The 18834-nt window shown below is 43.2% G+C and carries 17 protein-coding genes; 11 read left to right on the forward strand and 6 right to left on the reverse strand.

Going from position 1 to position 18834, the window contains the following annotated elements; all coding sequences use genetic code 11:
• The first annotated feature begins 81 nt into the window (after positions 1-81).
• Together QWZ17_RS07090 and hemC are read left to right on the forward strand one after the other, a co-directional pair.
• Positions 82-1269: a class I SAM-dependent rRNA methyltransferase gene (locus QWZ17_RS07090; protein ID WP_290304385.1), complete on the forward strand. Its 1188-nt coding sequence runs from the start codon at positions 82-84 to the stop codon at positions 1267-1269.
• A gap of 260 nt (positions 1270-1529) precedes the next feature.
• A complete protein-coding gene (hemC, locus tag QWZ17_RS07095; protein WP_290304387.1) occupies positions 1530-3125 on the forward strand; it encodes a hydroxymethylbilane synthase in 1596 nt (531 codons plus the stop codon).
• 60 nt (positions 3126-3185) lie between these two features.
• Here hemC and QWZ17_RS07100 read toward each other — a convergent pair whose 3' ends face one another.
• Complete coding sequence (locus QWZ17_RS07100; RefSeq protein WP_290304388.1) at positions 3186-4139, reverse strand: DNRLRE domain-containing protein; 954 nt, start codon at positions 4137-4139, stop codon at positions 3186-3188.
• Positions 4140-4326: 187 nt separating this feature from the next.
• Here QWZ17_RS07100 and hemB point away from each other — a divergent pair, with 187 nt between their 5' ends.
• From hemB to QWZ17_RS07135, 7 genes are all read left to right on the forward strand, one after another.
• The gene (hemB, locus tag QWZ17_RS07105; RefSeq protein WP_290304390.1) at positions 4327-5298 is read left to right on the forward strand and encodes a porphobilinogen synthase; all 972 of its coding nucleotides are present in this window, start codon (positions 4327-4329) and stop codon (positions 5296-5298) included.
• A 199-nt stretch (positions 5299-5497) separates the two neighbouring features.
• The gene (hemL, locus tag QWZ17_RS07110; protein ID WP_290304391.1) at positions 5498-6868 is read left to right on the forward strand and encodes a glutamate-1-semialdehyde 2,1-aminomutase; all 1371 of its coding nucleotides are present in this window, start codon (positions 5498-5500) and stop codon (positions 6866-6868) included.
• An 87-nt stretch (positions 6869-6955) separates the two neighbouring features.
• Positions 6956-7831 (forward strand): sensor histidine kinase, encoded by an 876-nt coding sequence (locus tag QWZ17_RS07115; protein WP_290304393.1) that lies wholly within the window; start codon positions 6956-6958, stop codon positions 7829-7831.
• Between the two features lie 10 nt (positions 7832-7841).
• A complete protein-coding gene (locus QWZ17_RS07120) occupies positions 7842-8549 on the forward strand; it encodes a response regulator transcription factor (RefSeq protein ID WP_290304394.1) in 708 nt (235 codons plus the stop codon).
• Positions 8549-9070 carry a tetratricopeptide repeat protein gene (locus tag QWZ17_RS07125; RefSeq protein WP_290304395.1) on the forward strand — a complete coding sequence of 174 codons (522 nt, stop codon included), beginning with the start codon at positions 8549-8551 and terminating at the stop codon, positions 9068-9070. Before QWZ17_RS07120 ends, QWZ17_RS07125 begins: the two co-directional genes overlap by 1 nt.
• 151 nt (positions 9071-9221) lie before the next feature.
• The gene (gene hemE / locus QWZ17_RS07130) at positions 9222-10247 is read left to right on the forward strand and encodes a uroporphyrinogen decarboxylase (protein WP_290304396.1); all 1026 of its coding nucleotides are present in this window, start codon (positions 9222-9224) and stop codon (positions 10245-10247) included.
• A gap of 121 nt (positions 10248-10368) precedes the next feature.
• Positions 10369-10902, forward strand: coding sequence for a CopD family protein (locus tag QWZ17_RS07135; RefSeq protein ID WP_290304397.1), 534 nt, complete (start codon positions 10369-10371; stop codon positions 10900-10902).
• Between the two features lie 93 nt (positions 10903-10995).
• Here QWZ17_RS07135 and QWZ17_RS07140 read toward each other — a convergent pair whose 3' ends face one another.
• Positions 10996-11181 carry a hypothetical protein gene (locus tag QWZ17_RS07140; protein WP_290304398.1) on the reverse strand — a complete coding sequence of 62 codons (186 nt, stop codon included), beginning with the start codon at positions 11179-11181 and terminating at the stop codon, positions 10996-10998.
• Between the two features lie 91 nt (positions 11182-11272).
• Here QWZ17_RS07140 and QWZ17_RS07145 point away from each other — a divergent pair, with 91 nt between their 5' ends.
• Both QWZ17_RS07145 and QWZ17_RS07150 read left to right on the forward strand, forming a co-directional pair.
• Positions 11273-12214, forward strand: coding sequence for an SPFH domain-containing protein (locus QWZ17_RS07145; RefSeq protein ID WP_290304399.1), 942 nt, complete (start codon positions 11273-11275; stop codon positions 12212-12214).
• A gap of 19 nt (positions 12215-12233) precedes the next feature.
• Positions 12234-12785 carry a DUF922 domain-containing protein gene (locus tag QWZ17_RS07150; protein WP_290304400.1) on the forward strand — a complete coding sequence of 184 codons (552 nt, stop codon included), beginning with the start codon at positions 12234-12236 and terminating at the stop codon, positions 12783-12785.
• Between the two features lie 5 nt (positions 12786-12790).
• On the opposite strand, the gene QWZ17_RS07155 is transcribed toward QWZ17_RS07150, so the two are convergent.
• The 4 genes from QWZ17_RS07155 to QWZ17_RS07170 form a co-directional block, all read right to left on the reverse strand.
• Complete coding sequence (locus tag QWZ17_RS07155; protein ID WP_290304401.1) at positions 12791-13579, reverse strand: hypothetical protein; 789 nt, start codon at positions 13577-13579, stop codon at positions 12791-12793.
• 357 nt (positions 13580-13936) lie between these two features.
• Positions 13937-15976: a M13 family metallopeptidase gene (locus QWZ17_RS07160; protein ID WP_290304402.1), complete on the reverse strand. Its 2040-nt coding sequence runs from the start codon at positions 15974-15976 to the stop codon at positions 13937-13939.
• Between the two features lie 281 nt (positions 15977-16257).
• The gene (locus QWZ17_RS07165; RefSeq protein ID WP_290304403.1) at positions 16258-18309 is read right to left on the reverse strand and encodes a M13 family metallopeptidase; all 2052 of its coding nucleotides are present in this window, start codon (positions 18307-18309) and stop codon (positions 16258-16260) included.
• An 87-nt stretch (positions 18310-18396) separates the two neighbouring features.
• Positions 18397-18639 (reverse strand): helix-turn-helix domain-containing protein, encoded by a 243-nt coding sequence (locus tag QWZ17_RS07170; protein ID WP_290304404.1) that lies wholly within the window; start codon positions 18637-18639, stop codon positions 18397-18399.
• Between the last annotated feature and the right edge of the window lie 195 nt (positions 18640-18834).

The following is an 18834-nucleotide window of genomic DNA, read 5'->3' on the forward strand; positions in this document are numbered from 1 at the left end:
ATAAAAACGATTTGTCCGCCCAATTAACCAGGCTCCTAATCAACCCAATCAACTACTCACCAATTTACTACCTTTGCACCTATGATTGATGTTGTATTAAATAAAGGCAAAGAAAAAGCTGTATTGCAAAGGCACCCCTGGGTATTTAGTAGGGCTATCGATAAAGTAAAAGGTAAACCCGCCAATGGCGATGTGGTACGCCTGCTTAATGCAAAAGGCGATTTTATGGCTTATGGCTTTTACAACGCCCAATCACGTGTGGCCTTGCGCTTGCTGGAGTGGGATGAAGCCGTTGAAATTAATGACGATTGGTTTCGGAGCAAATTAGCCGCCGCTGTTAAAAGCCGCGCCAATGTTTTAGAAAACGGCACCAATACCTGCCGCCTGGTTTTCAGCGAAGCCGATTACCTGCCGGGATTAATTGTTGATAAATACGCCGGTCATTTGGCCGTACAGGTGCTTACCTCCGGCATGGAACGCATGATGCCCGTTATTATTGACGAGCTGCAAAAGTTATTAAATCCCCAAAGCATATCGGATAAAAGTGATGCCGCATCCCGCGCCCATGAGGGGATGGCCGAAGCAGAGAATAAAGTATTAGCCGGCAGTCCGCCGCCCGAAATTGTGGAGGTAATGGAAAATGGCGTTGTTTACGGTATCAATATTACCGAAGGCCAAAAATCGGGCTTTTATTGCGATCAGCGGGATAACCGCCACGTAGTTGCTACTTACGCTAAAGGCAAAAAAGTGTTGGATTGCTTTTGCTATACCGGCGGCTTTACACTAAATAGCCTGAAAGATGGTGCCGCATCGGTGACCAGTGTGGATAGCTCGGCATTGGCCATTGAAACGCTAAAAGAAAACATCCTGTTAAATAAACTTGATGCTGATAAACATACCGCCATTAAATCGGATGTAAACACGCAATTACGCAAGTTTAGGGACGATGGCAAAAAGTTTGATATCATTGTACTCGATCCACCTAAATACGCGCCATCCCGGTCTGCATTAACACGCGCGTCACGCGCATATAAAGACCTGAACCGTTTAGGCATGTTATTACTTAATGAAGGCGGCCTGCTGGCCACGTATTCCTGCTCGGGAGCTATGGATATGGAAACCTTTAAGCAGGTAATTGCCTGGGCCGCCCTTGATGCAGGCAAACAGGTACAGTTTATTTACCAGTTTCACCAACCCGAAGATCACCCGGTAAGGGCATCGTTCCCCGAAGGTGAATATCTGAAAGGCCTGCTGTGCCGGGTATTTTAAGGATTTATAGATTAAGGAACAAGGAATAAAAACAAAATCGGGAAAGACTTCCGACGTTTTAAAAACTTCGGAAGTCTGGTTCTGCCTGTCTGCCTGAGTTTCGTGATCAATGCCCGCATTTGTAGAAGCACCCATTATATAGGCATTGCCTAAAATCCACACATAAAGGTCATTTTGCTACCATTTAGCCAATTAGTGTAATTTGAAGTTTATTTGATAGCTATAAAGAACTAAATTTGCGGCTGCAAACAATCATTCTTTTGGACAGAAAACTGATAATAGGAACACGTGGCAGCGAATTAGCGCTGTGGCAGGCTAATTTTGTGAAAGACAGCCTTGCGGCCATCAACATTACCGCCGAACTAAAAATCATAAAAACCCAGGGCGACCGTATCCTTAATCTTAGCTTTGATAAGCTGGAAGGCAAGGGTTTTTTTACCAAAGAATTAGAAGAAGAACTGATAGCCGGCACTATTGACCTTGCGGTACACTCGCATAAAGATTTGCCGACCGAAAACCCTCCGGGACTCATCATCGCAGCAGTTTCAGAACGGGAAGATCCGTCTGAACTGTTGTTGATATTGAAGGATTGTGTAGATGTACACCAAAAGCTTTCCGTTAAATACGGCGCTACTGTGGGGACATCATCAAACAGGCGCAAAGCTCAATTATTAGCTTACCGTCCCGACCTGGAGATAGCCGAATTACGTGGCAATGTACCTACCCGCATAGGTAAGCTGCGCGATGAAAAATACGATGCCATTATGCTGGCCAAAGCCGGCGTAAGCCGTTTAGGGATTGACCTGAGCGAGTTTCATGTGGAAGAATTAACCCCTGCTGAGCTAATCCCTGCACCTGCACAGGGCGCTTTGGCCATTCAGATCCGCGAAACCGACCAGGAGCTTTTTGAAGCCCTGCAAGCCCTGCACCACCCCGATGTTGCCGAGGAATTAGCCGTTGAACGTACGGTGCTCAAATTGTTTGGCGGCGGCTGTCACCTGCCTTTAGGCTGTTACTGCCGTAAAGAGGATGGCATGTTTGAAGTATTTACCTCAAAAGCCAATGAAGGGGATGAATTTCCGGATAGGTTTTTTATTACGGCGGATAAAACCGATGGCCTTGCCGAAAAAATTGTATCCATGTTTACAGCTAAGCGCGCGCTTGCTCAAAGCGTGTTTATTACCCGCGAACTTTCGGAACAAAGCTATTTTCGCAAGGCGATGAAAAAGCATGGCATTGCCATAGATGCACGCTCACTGATCCGTACGGTACCGGTGATCACTAAACTTGATCCTTATATTTTAAGGGATATCAACTGGATTTTCTTCAGCAGTAAAAATGCTGTTGAATATTTCTTTGCCCTTAAGCCTCAATTATCCCCTAAAGTAAAGTTTGGGGTAATGGGTACCGGCTCTGAAGATACCCTGCGCCGCAACGGTCATTTTGCCGCCTATGTTGGCGAAAGCGGCGATACTACCGAAGTTGCCGCCGATTTCGCGGCTATAGCCAATGGATCAAAAGTATTGTTCCCCGGTGCCGAAGGTTCTTTGCGTAGTATACAGCAAGGCCTATCTGCCGAAACTAAAATAGTTGACCTTACGGTTTATGAAACCGTGTTAGAGGAAGAAGTAGAAGCTACCGGTGCCGATATCCTGGTGTTTACCAGCCCATCAAACGTAGAGGCTTATTTTGCGGATAATTTACTGGAACCAAACCAGCAGGTAATTGCAATAGGTAAATCAACCGGTAAAAAGTTTGATGAAATGGGTACCCGGTATAAGTTGCCATACTCGCCCGACGAAGTAGGCTTAGCCGAAGCTGTTTTTGGAACAGACTGCCTGACCAACAGGTGTTAAAAATATTATTCTAAATAAAAACGGTGTCTGCAGCTTATGGCTACAGACACCGTTTTTGTTTTAGTGCTTTATATACTTCACTACCAGCCGTGGGTGCCGGGTAGCATCACTGTAATAGCTTGAACAAAATATGCGGCTGGTATATAACACTTCATTTTGCAAAAATAGCTTAAAGCCATAATTGGCATTACCGCTTATCATCGCGCTCACCATATCCTTTACGTTAACATTCATATTCAAAAACGATTGTGTAGTACTTGCCAGTACAATTTGGTTTGCCGTTAGTCCCGCCGGCTGGTTTGCCCAGTTAACAGTTGTCTTATCCCAATCTGTAGCTACCTGTTGTATTATAAATGAGTTATCGGTGCCAGAGTTAGCATGCACCAGGTCGCCGTTTTGAGGTATCGTATCCGAATACAGGCGAAGTTCCGCAGAAACGATGGTGGCATTTGAAGGGATACTACTCAAATCAAATTTTAATAAATCGCGTGTTGTTATAGGTTGCAATCCAATAGTCCAGGCGCAAAGCGGTTCTTCTATAGATGTGCGGTTAGTAGCATCCTGCCCGTTGTATATGGCTATATTAACCTCATAAGGGTTATTTGTTGGTGAAATATCGAGCGTCGATACCTCTGCCGGTTTAACAGTTACGCCAAGAGTATCTATGCCTGTAAGCCCATTCTTGTCAATCACCATAAACTGAAACTGGTAATTACCGGCAACAAGATGTTTTGCTGTAGCGGCTGCCGAGGCTTCATTTACGATGGTCGCTTCAGACGGGCCCGATATCTGGCTCCATAAATATCCTGATATAGGATCGGCTGTATTGCCATTTTTCCCGGTAAGTTGTACCGAATCAAGCGGCAGCGTAATGGTTACATCGGCTTCGGCCTGGGCAGCAACTTTTTGAATTGTTGGGGTTTGGGCTATTGGGGTCAGGTCGGTTTTTTTGCAGGCGCCAAGCACCACAAAAAAAACCAGTGCAAGGGGCAAAGGCAATCTATTGGTTTTCATTGCTTATCAGACAGTTAAGTAAATCAAAGGTAATTAATATTTTGAATTTGCAAATGCCGCTGTAAAATCATCCTTACGCCATAAATTACCTTTACCTGTCTAAAAAGTCATATAATTGAGCGCGTTTGTATAAATTTGCTTTCCTTAAATCCGAATTAATTATCGGAGCTTAAGTATCGATCATAACATGTTACAAAGACCTCGTAGAAACCGAAAAAGCGAAGTAATACGCCAAATGGTACAGGAAACACACGTTAGCGCGGCTAACCTGATATTCCCACTGTTTATTGTTGATGGCGTTAACCAAAAAAGCGAAGTGGCCTCCATGCCAGGCATTTACCGGTATTCCATTGATAATTTATTACGCGAAATTGAAAGTTGCCTTAAGCTTGGCTTGTATTCTTTTGATTTGTTCCCCAATATCGACGATTCATTAAAAGATACCATGGCTACCGAAAGCTACCGCGAGGAAGGCTTGTACCTGCGCGCCATTCGTGAAGTTAAAAAGAACTTTCCGGAGGCTTGCGTTGTTACCGATGTGGCTATGGACCCCTACAGCAGCGACGGGCACGATGGCATTGTAAAAGATGGCCATATCCTTAACGATGAAACGCTGGAAGTATTGGGTAAAATGGCCCTGGCGCACGCGCAATGCGGTGCAGATATTATAGCGCCATCAGATATGATGGATGGCAGGGTTGGTTACATTCGTAATGTTTTAGATGATAACGGCTTTACCAACGTTTCTATCATGTCATACTCGGCTAAATATGCCAGTGCTTTTTACGGTCCGTTCAGGGATGCCTTAAATTCGGCACCAAAATTTGGCGATAAAAAAACGTACCAGATGAACCCGGCCAACCAGCGCGAAGCACTGATAGAGGCCAACCTGGATGAACTGGAAGGCGCCGACTTTTTAATGGTGAAACCTGCTTTACCTTACTTAGATGTAATAAAGCTGATAAAAGATAATACCGAACTGCCTGTTGCAGCCTACAACGTAAGCGGCGAATATGCCATGATTAAAGCCGCTATACAACGCGGCTGGCTTAATGAGCAGCGCGCCATAACGGAGGTGCTCACCAGCATCCGCCGGGCCGGCGCAACAGCGATACTAACGTATCATGCCAAAGAGGTTTTGGAGAATAAATGGCTGTAATTGAGGCAAAAGGTTAAAGGCGAAAGCTAAAAGGTAAAACGAATGTTATAAAACTCGTCATTGCGAGGTACGAAGCAATCCCCAACTATACAAAGCGGATTTGCAAATCGGGAGATTGCTTCGTACCTCGCAATGACGGAATTTTAAGCTTTAGGATTTAACAATTAGAGTTTAAAAATTAGGATTTAGAGTTTAAAAAATGTTAGATTCAATTAAAAAGATGTTTTCGGGCGAGGCTAATGAGCCGGTAAATACTACGGGGAAGCCTGATATCAGCAGAGAAAAATCTGCAGAGTTATATGCAAAGGCTAAGACTTACTTTCCGGGTGGGGTAAATTCACCTGTAAGGGCGTTTAAATCCGTTTACGGCACACCGCTGTTTATACAAAAAGGCGATGGTAGCCACGTTTGGGATGCCGATGGCAACGAGTTTATTGACTACTGCTGCTCTTGGGGACCGCTTATTTTGGGCCACAACAACGCTAAGGTTAAAGAAAAGGTAATTGAGGTGATGCAAAACGGTATGTCGTTTGGCGCGCCAACAGCCTTAGAGAATGAACTTGCCGAGCTGATCCTGAAAAACAATAAATTTATTGAAAAGCTGCGTTTTGTAAGCTCCGGTACCGAAGCTGTGATGTCGGCCATCAGGCTGGCACGGGGTTATACCAAACGCGATAAGATCCTGAAATTTGAAGGCTGTTACCATGGCCATACCGATGCCCTGCTGGTAAAAGCCGGTTCGGGATTGGTTACCTTTGGCGAAACCTCATCAGCTGGCGTACCCAAAGCTTTTGCTGATGAAACCATCGTTGTATCTTTAAACGATAAAGAAGCGCTTACCAAAGCTTTTGAAGATTTTAAAGACCAGATTGCTGCTATCATCATTGAGCCTATCCCGGCTAATAATGGCTTGCTGTTACAAGAAAAAGAATACCTGCAATTTTTACGTGATATATGTACACAAAATGGCACGCTACTGATATTTGACGAAGTGATCTCGGGTTTCCGTGTTGGCTTTGAAGGCGCGGCAGGGTACTACCAGATTAAACCAGATATTATCACCTATGGTAAAATCATCGGTGGTGGTTTGCCTGTTGGCTGCTACGGTGCATCTGCAGCAATTATGGGCAATGTATCACCTGATGGTGGCGTTTACCAGGCAGGTACACTATCGGGCAATCCGGTTGCAATGGCAGCAGGCATAGCCCAGTTAAGCGAACTTTTGCGCATGGGCTTTTACCGTGACCTGAACAACAAACGCGAAGAATTTACAGAGGCCATTCAGCGTTTTGCTACGGCCCGCAATTATAAATTTAAGGTATTTGGTATCGGTTCGATATTCTGGTTTGCATTTACAGATAAAGAGTATATTCGTAAAGCCGAAGATATTGATGCCGCAAGCATGGAAAAATTTAAAAAGTTTCATCGCGAGCTCATCAACCGGGGGATATACCTTGGTCCATCGGGTTACGAGGTTGGCTTTATATCATCAGCCCACACCAAAATTGATCTGGAAAAAACAAAACGCGCTATTTTTGATAGTCTTGATTTAGTATTTAACGGGAAGTAGTTTGCAGTTAACAGTGGGCAGTTTGTAATTAAAAGCAAATTATTAAAACCTGCAAACTGATAACTGCCAACAGCAAACTGAACTAACATGAAAAAAACATTTGTAATATTTTACGCGCTAATTATCTACGCCGTTGCGGAGCTGATTTGGTGGGGTTATATGCTGGTTTCTTTACAACCAAAGCGTACCGGGATGATCCTGGGCGAAGGAGCGATGTTTGTTGCTGTGTTTACCATAGGTGCCTACAACCTGCATAAATCATTTAATCGCCAGCAAAAGTTATCTGAGCAAAAAAAGAACTTTTTGCTTTCGGTAACACATGAGCTTAAATCGCCGCTGGCATCTATTAAAATATTGCTGCAAACCATTCAAAAGCGCAATTTAACCCGGGAGCAGATCCTTGATTTTATTGATAAATCATTGAACGATGTGGAACGCCTGGATGATATGGTTGAAAATATGCTATTGGCATCAAAAATTGAAAACCGCTCCTACAGTTTCCCTAAAGCAAGTTTTAATCTTTCGGTTTTGGTTGATAGCATTGTTAACCGCCTGCAAATTACCAAGTGCGATTGCAACCAACAAATCATCGATGCCGAAATTGAACCGAAGATTGAGATAACCGGCGATAAATTCGCGCTTACATCGGTAGTTACCAATCTTATCGAAAACGCGGTTAAATATTCAAGTCCCTGCTCGGCAGTAGCTGTTAAGTTGTTCTCAAAAGATGATAAGGTTTACCTGGAAGTAGCCGACCACGGGATAGGTATTGCCGATCATGAAAAAGCCCGTATTTTTGACCGTTTTTACCGTGTTGGCAGCGAGGAAACCCGCAACACCAAGGGTACCGGTTTGGGCCTGTATATAGTAAAAGAGGTGCTGGATAAGCACCATGCCAGCATTAAGGTGAAAGACAACCGCCCCGCAGGCAGTATTTTTGAAGTTGTATTTGGATTAACCTAAATTATAAGTCATGCTTAACAAAAAAAGAATTTTATTGGCAGAAGACGAAGAACACTTGTTAGAAGCCATCAAACTTAACCTGGAGCTGGAAGGTTATAAAGTTTCTACAGCTAAAAACGGTAAAAAAGCTTTACAGTTATTTAAAGAAGAGCGCTTTAACCTGGTTATATTAGACGTAATGATGCCCGAAATTGACGGCTTTGTGGTTGCAGAAACCATCAGGTTGGAAAATACCGAGGTACCTATTATGTTCCTTACTGCTAAAAACACCAACGAAGATAAAATTGCCGGTTTAAAAAAAGGTGCCGATGATTATTTAACCAAACCTTTTAACCTGGAAGAACTGATTTTAAGGGTGAACAACCTGGTAAAACGCAGCCTGAAAGGCGAAGACCTTAAAGAGTTTAACAGCTACAAAATAGGCGAAAAAACCATCCACTTTAACTCATTTGAGTTGGTTAATGAGGATGGCTCAATTACCGCCCTTACCAAAAAGGAAACTATGCTGCTTAAACTGCTGATTGAGCGCCGTAACGACGCCGTATCGCGTGAGCAGATCCTGGAAACGGTTTGGAACTACGATGTATATCCATCAACCCGTACTATTGATAACTTTATCCTTACCTTCCGTAAGTACTTTGAACCAGATCCTAAAAACCCGGTTTATTTTCACTCTATCCGTGGCGTAGGTTATAAATTTACCGATAATCTGCATTAATGTTCAGCAACAGGGTACGCATATTTATAGCTTTTGTTTTCCTGCTATCATTGGGTTTGCTGCTTCGCCTTCATATTTATGAGCTGGCAGCGGTGGCGGTAATGATGATTGTACTGTTGATATGGGATTATTTTAAGCAGGGTACCCTGGTAGTAGCGGCCAAACATTTTCACAACAAGGATTTTGAAAAGGCCGAAAAATCATTGAAAGAGATAAGTAATCCCAAATGGCTCAGTAAAAAACGCCGTGGGTTTTATGAGTATATATATGGCGGCATATGTATTAACAAGCAGGAGTTTGAAGCCGCCGAACAACATTATGAACTGGCTGCCAAATACCCGTTAAGAAACCTTAACGATCATGTGGCGGCCCTGGTAACTGTAGCCAATATTTGCATAAGGCGAGGTAACTACGAAAAAGCGAAAGCCTATTTGCAGCTTACCGAGCAACATGCCGATAAAATTACAGCCAAAATGAAGGATGTGATTCACAAACTTCACAAGGAGACTTTAAAAAAATAAGAGTCAAGAATCAAGAGTCAAGAATCAAGACAGGAACTTTGCACGTGGAATTAACAGTTGCCATCTGCAACTGCAGCCCGTTGTTGGTGTTGTCACCAACAACTAAAAGTCTTAATTCTTGATTCTTAACTCTTGACTCTCTTAAAAAAATATGAGAGATTCGTTATTAATAAAAGCAGCTTTTTCCGAAAAAACAGAACGACCGCCGGTATGGATGATGCGCCAGGCTGGTCGTTTCATGAAAGAATATTGGGATATTAAAAACAAGTATTCCTTTTTGGAAATGTGCAAAACACCAGAGCTTGCTGCTGATGTTACCATGTTGCCGGTTAATTTATTGGGGATTGATGGTGCCATCCTGTTTTCGGACATATTGGTTACCGGCGAGGCCATGGGCGGCGATTTAAGCTTTAACGCCGGCGTAGGCCCTAAATTTGCCAACCCCGTACGTACCCAAAAAGATATCGATAACTTGCAAATCGATGTGATTGACAGGCTGCAATATGTTGCTGATGCTATTAAAGTTATCCAGCAACGTTTAAATGGCAGCATTCCATTAATTGGGTTTGCGGGCGCGCCGTTTACCGTAATGAGCTACCTGGTCGAGGGCGGATCATCAAAAGATTTTAAACTGACCAAGCTGATGCTGCACAATGAGCCCGAAATGGCCCATCAGCTTTTATCAAAAATTGCTACAGTTACGGCAGATTATCTTAATCTGCAAATTGAAGCTGGTGTAAACGCCGTGCAAATATTTGATAGCTGGGCACAAGCTTTGGCCTGGGACGATTATAAAGAGTTTAGCCACTATTATATACAGCAAATCATCAGCAAGCTAAACCGCAAGGATATTCCGGTGATCTCTTTCTGTAAAGGAAGTTCGGTTTTCGCACCGTTAATGGCCGAGGCTAAACCAGATGTGGTATCTATCGACTGGAATGTAGATTTGCTGGATATCAAAAAACGTTTACCTGCCGGCGTAGCCGTACAGGGGAACCTTGATCCGCACATACTATATGCCGATAAAAAAGTAATTAAAGACCGCATCTATCGCCTGTTCGACCGGATGAAGGACGAGCCTGGCTTCATCTTCAACCTGGGCCACGGCATTATGCCCGATATCCCGTTTGATAATGTGAAGTACGCGGTAGAGGTAATAAAAGAGTATAGCTACTAATTAATAACAGGCGTCATTGCGAGGCACGAAGCAATCTCCCAACTATACAGAGTGAACTTTTAAGCTTGCTCTGCCAATTCGGAGATTGCTTCGTACCTCGCAATGACGTACTTTGATAAATATGTACAACTACGTTCTCGCCATACATATCATTTTTGTAGTCTGCTGGATGGCGGGGCTGTTTTACATGGTGCGCCTGTTTATTTACCATACCGAGGCACAGGATAAACCCGAACCGGACCGTAGCATCCTATCGGCACAGTTCGAAATCATGGAGAAAAAGCTGTTTAATGTTATAACAGCACCATCCATGTTCATTGTGATCATTGCCGGTTGTACCATGGTTTACCTGAAACAGGGTTGGATGCTGATGGCCTGGCTACAGGTTAAAATGCTTTTTGTGCTGGGACTTGTAGCCTATCACCACATCTGCGAGCATAAAATGAAGCAGATGCGCAAAGGTATTTTTAAGTGGACATCTACCCAGTTGCGCCTTTGGAACGAATTAGCCACCATTCTGCTATTTGCTATTGTTTTCCTTGCTGTGTTAAAGGACGGCCTCAGCTGGATTTTCGGCGTTGTTGGGATAGTATCATTAGGTGTGATACTGATGATAGCTGTGAAGATTTACAAGCGGTTCAGGGAACGAAAATAGCATACTATTTTACAACTATTTAAATAGCATAACATATTTAGAGACGCGTAATTGCGTCTCTAAATGTATAAAGCAGATGTGTGATGCGATGATTTAGGCCTCGTCCTTAGTGTTTTTGACCAAACCTATCCCCGTAAAGAAAAATAATAATGATATAATACCCACTACAACCAAAGTAGTGGTTTGGCCGTGATGATTGATAATATCAACCCCGGTATAAATTAAGCCGATGATTCCCAACACGGTAAGTATGGCTCCGAATGTGCGTTTTAAGTTCATGATAACGGTTGCTGTTTTATAAAGCATTTGTATAAAAACAAATAACACTCCAATTATTTGCCTACATTTATTTAACTAAACAAATAGCCTTATGACAGGACAAATCATCACTTTTATTATCCTATTTATTGTACTGGTAGTTATCTTATCTTCATTTGTGTCTGTAAAACAGGGCACAATAGTGGTAATTACAGTATTTGGCAAGTATCGCCGTATACTTACACCGGGGCTTAATTTTAAGCTGCCATTTATTGAAAACATCTATTCCAAAATATCCATCCAGAACCGCTCTGTCGAGCTGGAATTCCAGGCCGTAACTTTCGACCAGGCGAATGTGTATTTTAAAGCCATGCTGCTGTATTCGGTACTGGATCAGCAGGAGGAAACCATTAAAAACGTGGCCTTTAAGTTTGTTGACGAACGCAACCTGATGCAGGCGCTGATCCGTACGGTTGAAGGCTCCATCCGCGCGTTTGTGGCTACCAAGCGCCAGAGCGAGGTATTGATTTTACGCCGCGACATTGTGGAACACGTAAAAGAACAATTGGATGTGATACTGGAAGGATGGGGCTACCACCTGCAGGATTTGCAATTGAATGATATCACTTTTGATGATGTGATCATGAAATCAATGAGCCAGGTAGTGGCATCAAACAACCTGAAAGCCGCTGCCGAAAATGAAGGCCAGGCTTTACTGATCACTAAAACTAAAGCTGCCGAAGCCGAAGGTAACGCCATCAAAATTTCGGCCCAGGCCGAGCGCGAAGCTGCCCAGTTACGTGGCCAGGGTATAGCGCTGTTCCGTGAGGAAGTTGCCCGTGGTATGACAGTTGCCGCCAAAGAAATGGCCGGCGCTAATATGGATACCTCGGTAATTTTGTTCACCATGTGGACGGAATCTATCAAGCACTTCTCTGAAAACTCAAAAGGAAACGTAATTTTCCTTGATGGCTCAACCGATCAGATGCAACATACGTTAAAAGAAATGATGGCCTTAAACCTTTTACATACCGACGACGTCAAAAAGAAGTAAAATGTTTAACTCCTGATTAATGAAGATAAAATTGCTGAAGTGGATTGGCGTAAGCGCCTTGTGTTTGATGATGTATGGCGCCAGGGCGCAGCAATACCAGCAGTATCACCAGTTAACTGCTAATGATTTTTGGGGCACGCCGCGGGCAAATGCCGGCGGCGTTGTTGCTTATACCAACTGCACTATTGATTTTAAGTACCAGGCCAGCAACCATAATAGCTATTACCTTATTAATGCTACGGTAAACTTGCTGTTAAACAGTAACAAATCCTGGCTCGACAGGAGCCGTGTAACATCACAGGCCCAGCTTGCCGAGATATTAAAACACGAGCAGGGGCATTACCTGATAGCCTACCTGGAGCAGCAGGAGCTTTTACGACAAATAACTAAAACACGTTTTAGCTACAACTACAAATACGAGGCGATGGAGTTGTTTAACCGCATTGATGCCAAGTACAAACAACTCAACAGTGATTACGACGAAGATACCCAGCACATGACCAACCGCCAGCAACAACATAGCTGGGACCTGTATTTTAAAAAACGACTGGAGTTTGAGCCTACTGAGTAGGGTATTTATCTTAAGCCCTCATATTTGCTATATACCGATGTTTGCCCAAAATCCATCCGGAAAACAAGCATGATTTGGCCGTATTGGTCGGGGGAGTTGTTCTTAAAAACTTTGGGATCATCGTTATAGCCATCAAGTCCTTCGCCAAAGGTTACATTGTATTGATAGCCAATGTTGATATGGTACCGGGGTTCATCAAAGTTGTTATTTATTTTAAAATCGTACCCAAACCTTAAAGCCACCAATGGGTTTAAGCCATTGTCTTTGCCTGGGAAGGTATAATTTAACGGGCCATTAGCAGCTATAAGATTGGTACGCTGCACATCAACAAGGTTATTACCTATAACACCCACGCCGCAACCGACGTATAAATCTTTTAAAGCGGTTAAAACATCATTGTCCGAATAATTAATGAAACTACCGAATAAAGCATCAGCACGTATAACCATTGCTTTATAGGCATTTTTGAAATACCTGCCGTAGGCATCTTTATCAACCGTACGACCGCCGCCCGATAGCGTGCCAAACTGAAACTCGGCGGCAAGCGGTAAAAAAGGCGTAAAGTTATAGGTAAAATTAAAATTGAAGCCCGGGTGGGCATCATGCCGTTTGGTGTCCGCGAAAGCTTTATCGTAACTTGCCCCTGCACCAAAACCATAATCATAGTAGGTAATAAGCACAATATCAGATACCGGGGCATAAAACAGGCTCCTTTTATTGGTGTTGTTAAACGCGTATTGCGCGTTTGCATATAAAGAAATAAAACTAAGCGCACAGGTTAAAATACGCTTCACAGTGATGGGGTATTCATTTATAGGTTCGTTTTTTATTCAAAAAAAGCGCAATCTATAAATTAGAATAACATTCAATCTATTTACATCAAATAATATGCGATAATAGCCTATTAGTTAAAAACAAGACGAATTTTGTTAACCATTCGGCAAAACTACCCATTGCAAAGGCCATAAAATGAGGTAGTTAATTTTATTTACTTATACGCAAGGCCATTTCTCTTCCTGTTAAGAAGGAAACAATTTAGAAGTAATTAAAAATAACAACTATTGGGTAAACAAGCTTTCGGCGCATCGTTATAAAGTTAACAGCCACATGGTACATTTAACCCATGTGGCTGGTGCTGTTTACATATAGGTTTACCAGATTTTTACACGCTTATCTGGGTCTAACCACATCTTATCGCCTTTTTTGATATGGAAGGCTTCGTAAAACTCCGGCACATCACTAAACGGACCGTTTACACGTAAAAAGCCGGGAGCGTGAACATCTGTGAGGATTTGGTTGGCAAGGGCCTCATCACGTTCCTGGCCAAGCCAGCCAATAGCGTAACCTAAAAAGAAACGCTGCATGGGGCTTAAGCCGTTGATGGATTTGCCCTCTTTATATTGTTTGGTCTTTTTAAACGCATCTATCCCTAAAACAATACCGCCCAGGTCGGCTATGTTTTCGCCTAAAGTAGCTTTACCGTTTACGTGCAGGCTATCTAATACAATGTAGCTGCTAAACTGATCGGCAAGCATATTGGCGCGTTTGGTAAATTTCACTGAGTCGGTTGGCGTCCACCAGGTTTTAAGATTTCCTTTAGCGTCAAACAAACGACCTTCATCATCAAACCCATGGGTGATTTCGTGACCAATGGTTGAGGCGGCTACATAACCGTAAGCAACGGCATCATCTATTTCGCTATCCTTTACGCCCGGTATGGTAAACTGAGCCGCAGGCAGCGTAATCTCGTTATTTGAAGGACTGTAACTGGCATTATAGGTTTGCGGTGTCATACCCCACTCGGCATGGTCAACCGGTTTGCCCATTTTGTTAATGTTAACCAGGTAAGCCCAGTGCCTGGCACGCATCACGTTGCCGGCAAATGATTCACGATCCATGATCAGTGTCGAAAAATCTTTCCATTTATCAGGATAGCCAACTTTGGGGCGAATGGCATTTAGCTTTACCAAAGCCTTTTGTTTGGTTTCGGGGCTCATCCAATCCAGTTTGGCAATATGCTCGCGGTAGGCCTGGCGAATGGCTTCTACCATATCGGTATACCGCTGTTTAGCCGTAACCGGGAAATACTCTTTCACAAATAAAAAGCCAAGCGCTTCGCCCATTAAACCGTTTTCGGTATCCAATACTCTTTTCCAACGCGGCAGTTGTTCTTTACGACCCGAGATCACCTTGCCACTGAAACGGAAACTTTCGGCATCGGCAGCGCTGTTTAAATATGGCGCGTATGACGATATTAGTTTCCAGCGCAAGTAAGCTTTCCAATCGGCGGCGGGGAATGTTTTCAGCGCGGTATTTAAGGCTCTGTAATATTCGGGCTGGCCAACAATTACCGAATCTACCGGTTTTAATTCAAGCGTTTTAAATACAGTAGGCCAGTTAATTGCAGGCGTAAGCGCGTTTAATTGCGCAATGGTCATTTTATGATAGTTGGCGTAAGGGTCGCGTAATTTTTCAAGCTTGCGGCTGCTATCGGCCAAAAACTTCTCTATTTTGTAAATGCTTTCGGCACCTGCTTTGGCCTGCTCCTCACTATAGCCCGAAATTTTGAGCATAGCAGGCAGGTGATTAGTAGTATAATCCGTACGGATTTTTGTGGTGCGGGCGTCCGTTTTAAAATAGTAATCGCGGTTGGGCAAACCCAGGCCGGCTTGTCCTAACTGTAGCATCATTTTGGAGCTGTTTTTAGCATCCTGACCTACCCGGCTGCCAATAACGTTGCGGGTACCGGTAGCCGTTAATACCGCAGCGGCATTCAATATCCCGTTAACGTTGTTGGCAGCATCAATCAGGGCCAATTGCTCTTTCAAAGGATTGATGCCCTGGTTTTCGATATTCACTGTATCGAGGCCGGTAAAATAAAAATCGCCAATTTTTTGCGTGATGGTGCCCTTGGCGGCATTGGTTTTCAAGGCATCTTCGTTAATCTTTTTAAGCCTGTCACGTAATTCTTCAGATACCACGTTTCCAATACCCCAGCTTGAGTATGCCGCCGGGATTGGATTCCGTTTTAGCCAGCCACCATTGGCGTACTTGAAAAAGTCTGTCCCCGGACTAACCGAGGTATCCAGGTTGTTAAAAACCGGATCATTGGGTACAGCTATGTAGGCGCTTAAGGCCAAAGCGGTTATAGCAATCCCGCCCAAAATAAATTTCTGGTAATGTTTTGTCATATCAACTCGTTTGCATCAAATTTAATTAAAAAACAAACGCCTTATTAAAAGGCGTTTGTAACAGTGTTGTGTTGAAAAGAGGTGGTTATAAAACTATGTAACTACGAGTTGCAAATCCGGTGCATTTTTACTAAGCTCCTTTTTTACTCTGTCATGGATATGCACGAAGCATCTATTCGTAAGCTTACAGAGCAAACCCGCATGGAGTAGAATAGATCCTTCGTTACACTCAGGATGACAGCCGTTTTATAATCAGGCATTAGTAAAAGAGAGGTTCCTCCCTACCAAATCTTAACCCGCTTCGCCGGATCAATCCACATCTTATCACCCTTTTTAATATGGAAGGCTTCGTAAAACTCCGGTACATCTGTAAAAGGTCCGTTTACGCGCATAAAACCGGGGGCGTGTTCATTGGTAAGAATCTGGCTTGATAGCGCCTCCTGCCTGTCCTGGCCAAGCCAGCCCAAGGCATAGCCCAAAAAGTAACGTTGCAGGGGTGTGAAGCCATTTATTGATTTGCCTTCTTTGTATTGCTCTGTCTTTTTAAAAGCATCCAGCCCAATTACAATGCCCCCTAAATCAGCAATGTTTTCACCCTGGGTGGCTTTGCCGTTTACGTGCAGGCCATAAATGGTATAGCCGTTAAACTGATCGATAAGCATTTTGGCACGCTGGCTAAACTTAACCGAATCCTGTGGCAACCACCAGGCTTTTAGATTTCCTTTGGCATCAAACTGGCGACCCTGGTCGTCAAAACCGTGGGTCATTTCGTGGCCTATGGTTGATGCGGCGGCGTAGCCGTAAATTACAGCATCGTCAATATTTTCGTCTTTAAAGCCTGGGATAGTAAAGATACCAGCCGGCAACACAATTTCATTATTGGATGGATTGTAGTAAGCATTATAAGTTTGCGGCGTCATTCCCCATTCCGTACGGTCTACAGGTTTACCCAATTTGGCTGCATTGAATTTATGCCACCAGTTGTTGGCGCGCATTACGTTCAGGGAGTATGGCCCACGATCAATCTCCAGTGTCGAAAAATCTTTCCAGTTATCGGGATAGCCAACCTTAGGCATTACTTTACTTAACTTGAAATAGGCTTTTTCTTTGGTTGGCGCACTCATCCAGTCCAGTTTTTCAATATGCTCTTTAAAGGTTTCGCGCATGGTTTCCACTAATTTTACGTAGCGCTCCTTTGTTTTTTCGGGAAAGTATTCTTTTACAAATATTTGTCCTAACACCTCGCCCATTAAGCCGTTTTCGGTATCCAATACGCGTTTCCAGCGGGGCAACTGCTCTTTATTACCTTCCAGCACGGTGCCATAAAAGCGGAATAGCTCCTCATCAAAAGGCTTGCTCAAATATGATCCGAACGATGATACCAGGTTTTTACGCAGGTAGTTTTTCCAATCGTCAATACTGTAAACATGTAGTGCTTTATTCAAGGCCCGGTAATACTCCGGCTGGCCAACAATTACGGTATCCACGTTTTTGTAATCCATTTTTTCAAATGTTGCTTTCCAGTCAACATCGGGTGCCAGTTTGCTTAAACCGGCAATGGTCATTTTATTATAGTTGTGGTACGGGTCGCGCAGATCTTCCAATTTACGGCTGCTATCGGCCAAAAATACTTCTAAGGCATAGGTTTTTTTGGCAGCGGCGTTGGCAGCATCGGCAGGTAAACCTCCTAATTTAAAAATAGAGGGTAAGTGTTTTTGCTGATAATCTGTACGGATAGCCACACTGTGCGCATCGGTATTAAAATAATAATCGCGGTTTGGCAGGCCGATGCCCGATTGCCCTAATTGTAGTAATAGCTTATCGCTGTTTTTGGCATCCTGGCCTACATAAGTTCCTAATGGCGTAGTTACACCAATGCCATCCAGGTGGGCAAAGGCATTAACCAGGCCTTTGATGTCTTTAATATCATCTATCTTTTTAAGTTCATCCTTTAGCGGAGCAAGACCTTGTTTTTCTATATCCACGGTATCCATGCCGCTATAATAAAAATCGCCTATTTTTTGGGTGTTGCTACCTTTGGGGGCGTTGGCTTTAAGGGCATCTTCATTAATCTTTTTCATTTTATCGCGCAGCTCTTCCTGCACAACATTGCCAATGCCCCAGGCAGCGTAGGCCGCCGGGATTGGATTTTTTTTGAGCCATGCGCCGTTGGCATATTTAAAAAAGTCGTCGCCAGGTTTTACGCTGGTGTCTATATTTTTAATCACCGGATCATTGTCGGCATATAGTTTTGTTTTGTCTTTACATGATGTGATAACGGCAATGCCTAAAGCTCCCGTCAATAATGCCCATGGCGAAATTTTTTTTATCATAAATTAACTTAAGTGTATTAAAAAAAATACAGCGATTGTATGGAATAGCAGATTTTAGGACAGCATTTTAACTAAAAACAGGCAGCCTCAATAAATGCCCTGAAAAAAACCAGCCAAAGAAACATCAAAATAATAACAAACTTTTCGGAGCGTATCCAGCCGGATATCTATTTTCCCCGACTCCAGTCGGGCTATATTGATGTTAGTTTCGCTAAAAAATTTCTCTTGTGTAACCTGGTTCTGGCGTCGTAAATTTTTGATCTGTAGCGCGATTTTCTTCTTAAAAGCCTCGTCGGAATTGCTAAGGTATTCAAAATCAGTAAGTAGCATTGTTGGGTAAGATTAATTTTACATTGATCTTTGATAGGGGCTTCAAAAATATTTAGCAAACAGTATTTAAAGTTCGTGAAAAAATATTGGTAATAATATGCTTAAGTAAACTATTTTATTCGATAAAAGTTTAACCGTCATCAATTATTGGCAACAAATTTGTTTACTACAATTCGCCCTGCATACGATCTGTGA

Source organism: Mucilaginibacter flavus (genome assembly GCF_030409315.1).
In the GTDB taxonomy this organism is placed as follows: Bacteria; Bacteroidota; Bacteroidia; order Sphingobacteriales; family Sphingobacteriaceae; genus Mucilaginibacter; species Mucilaginibacter flavus.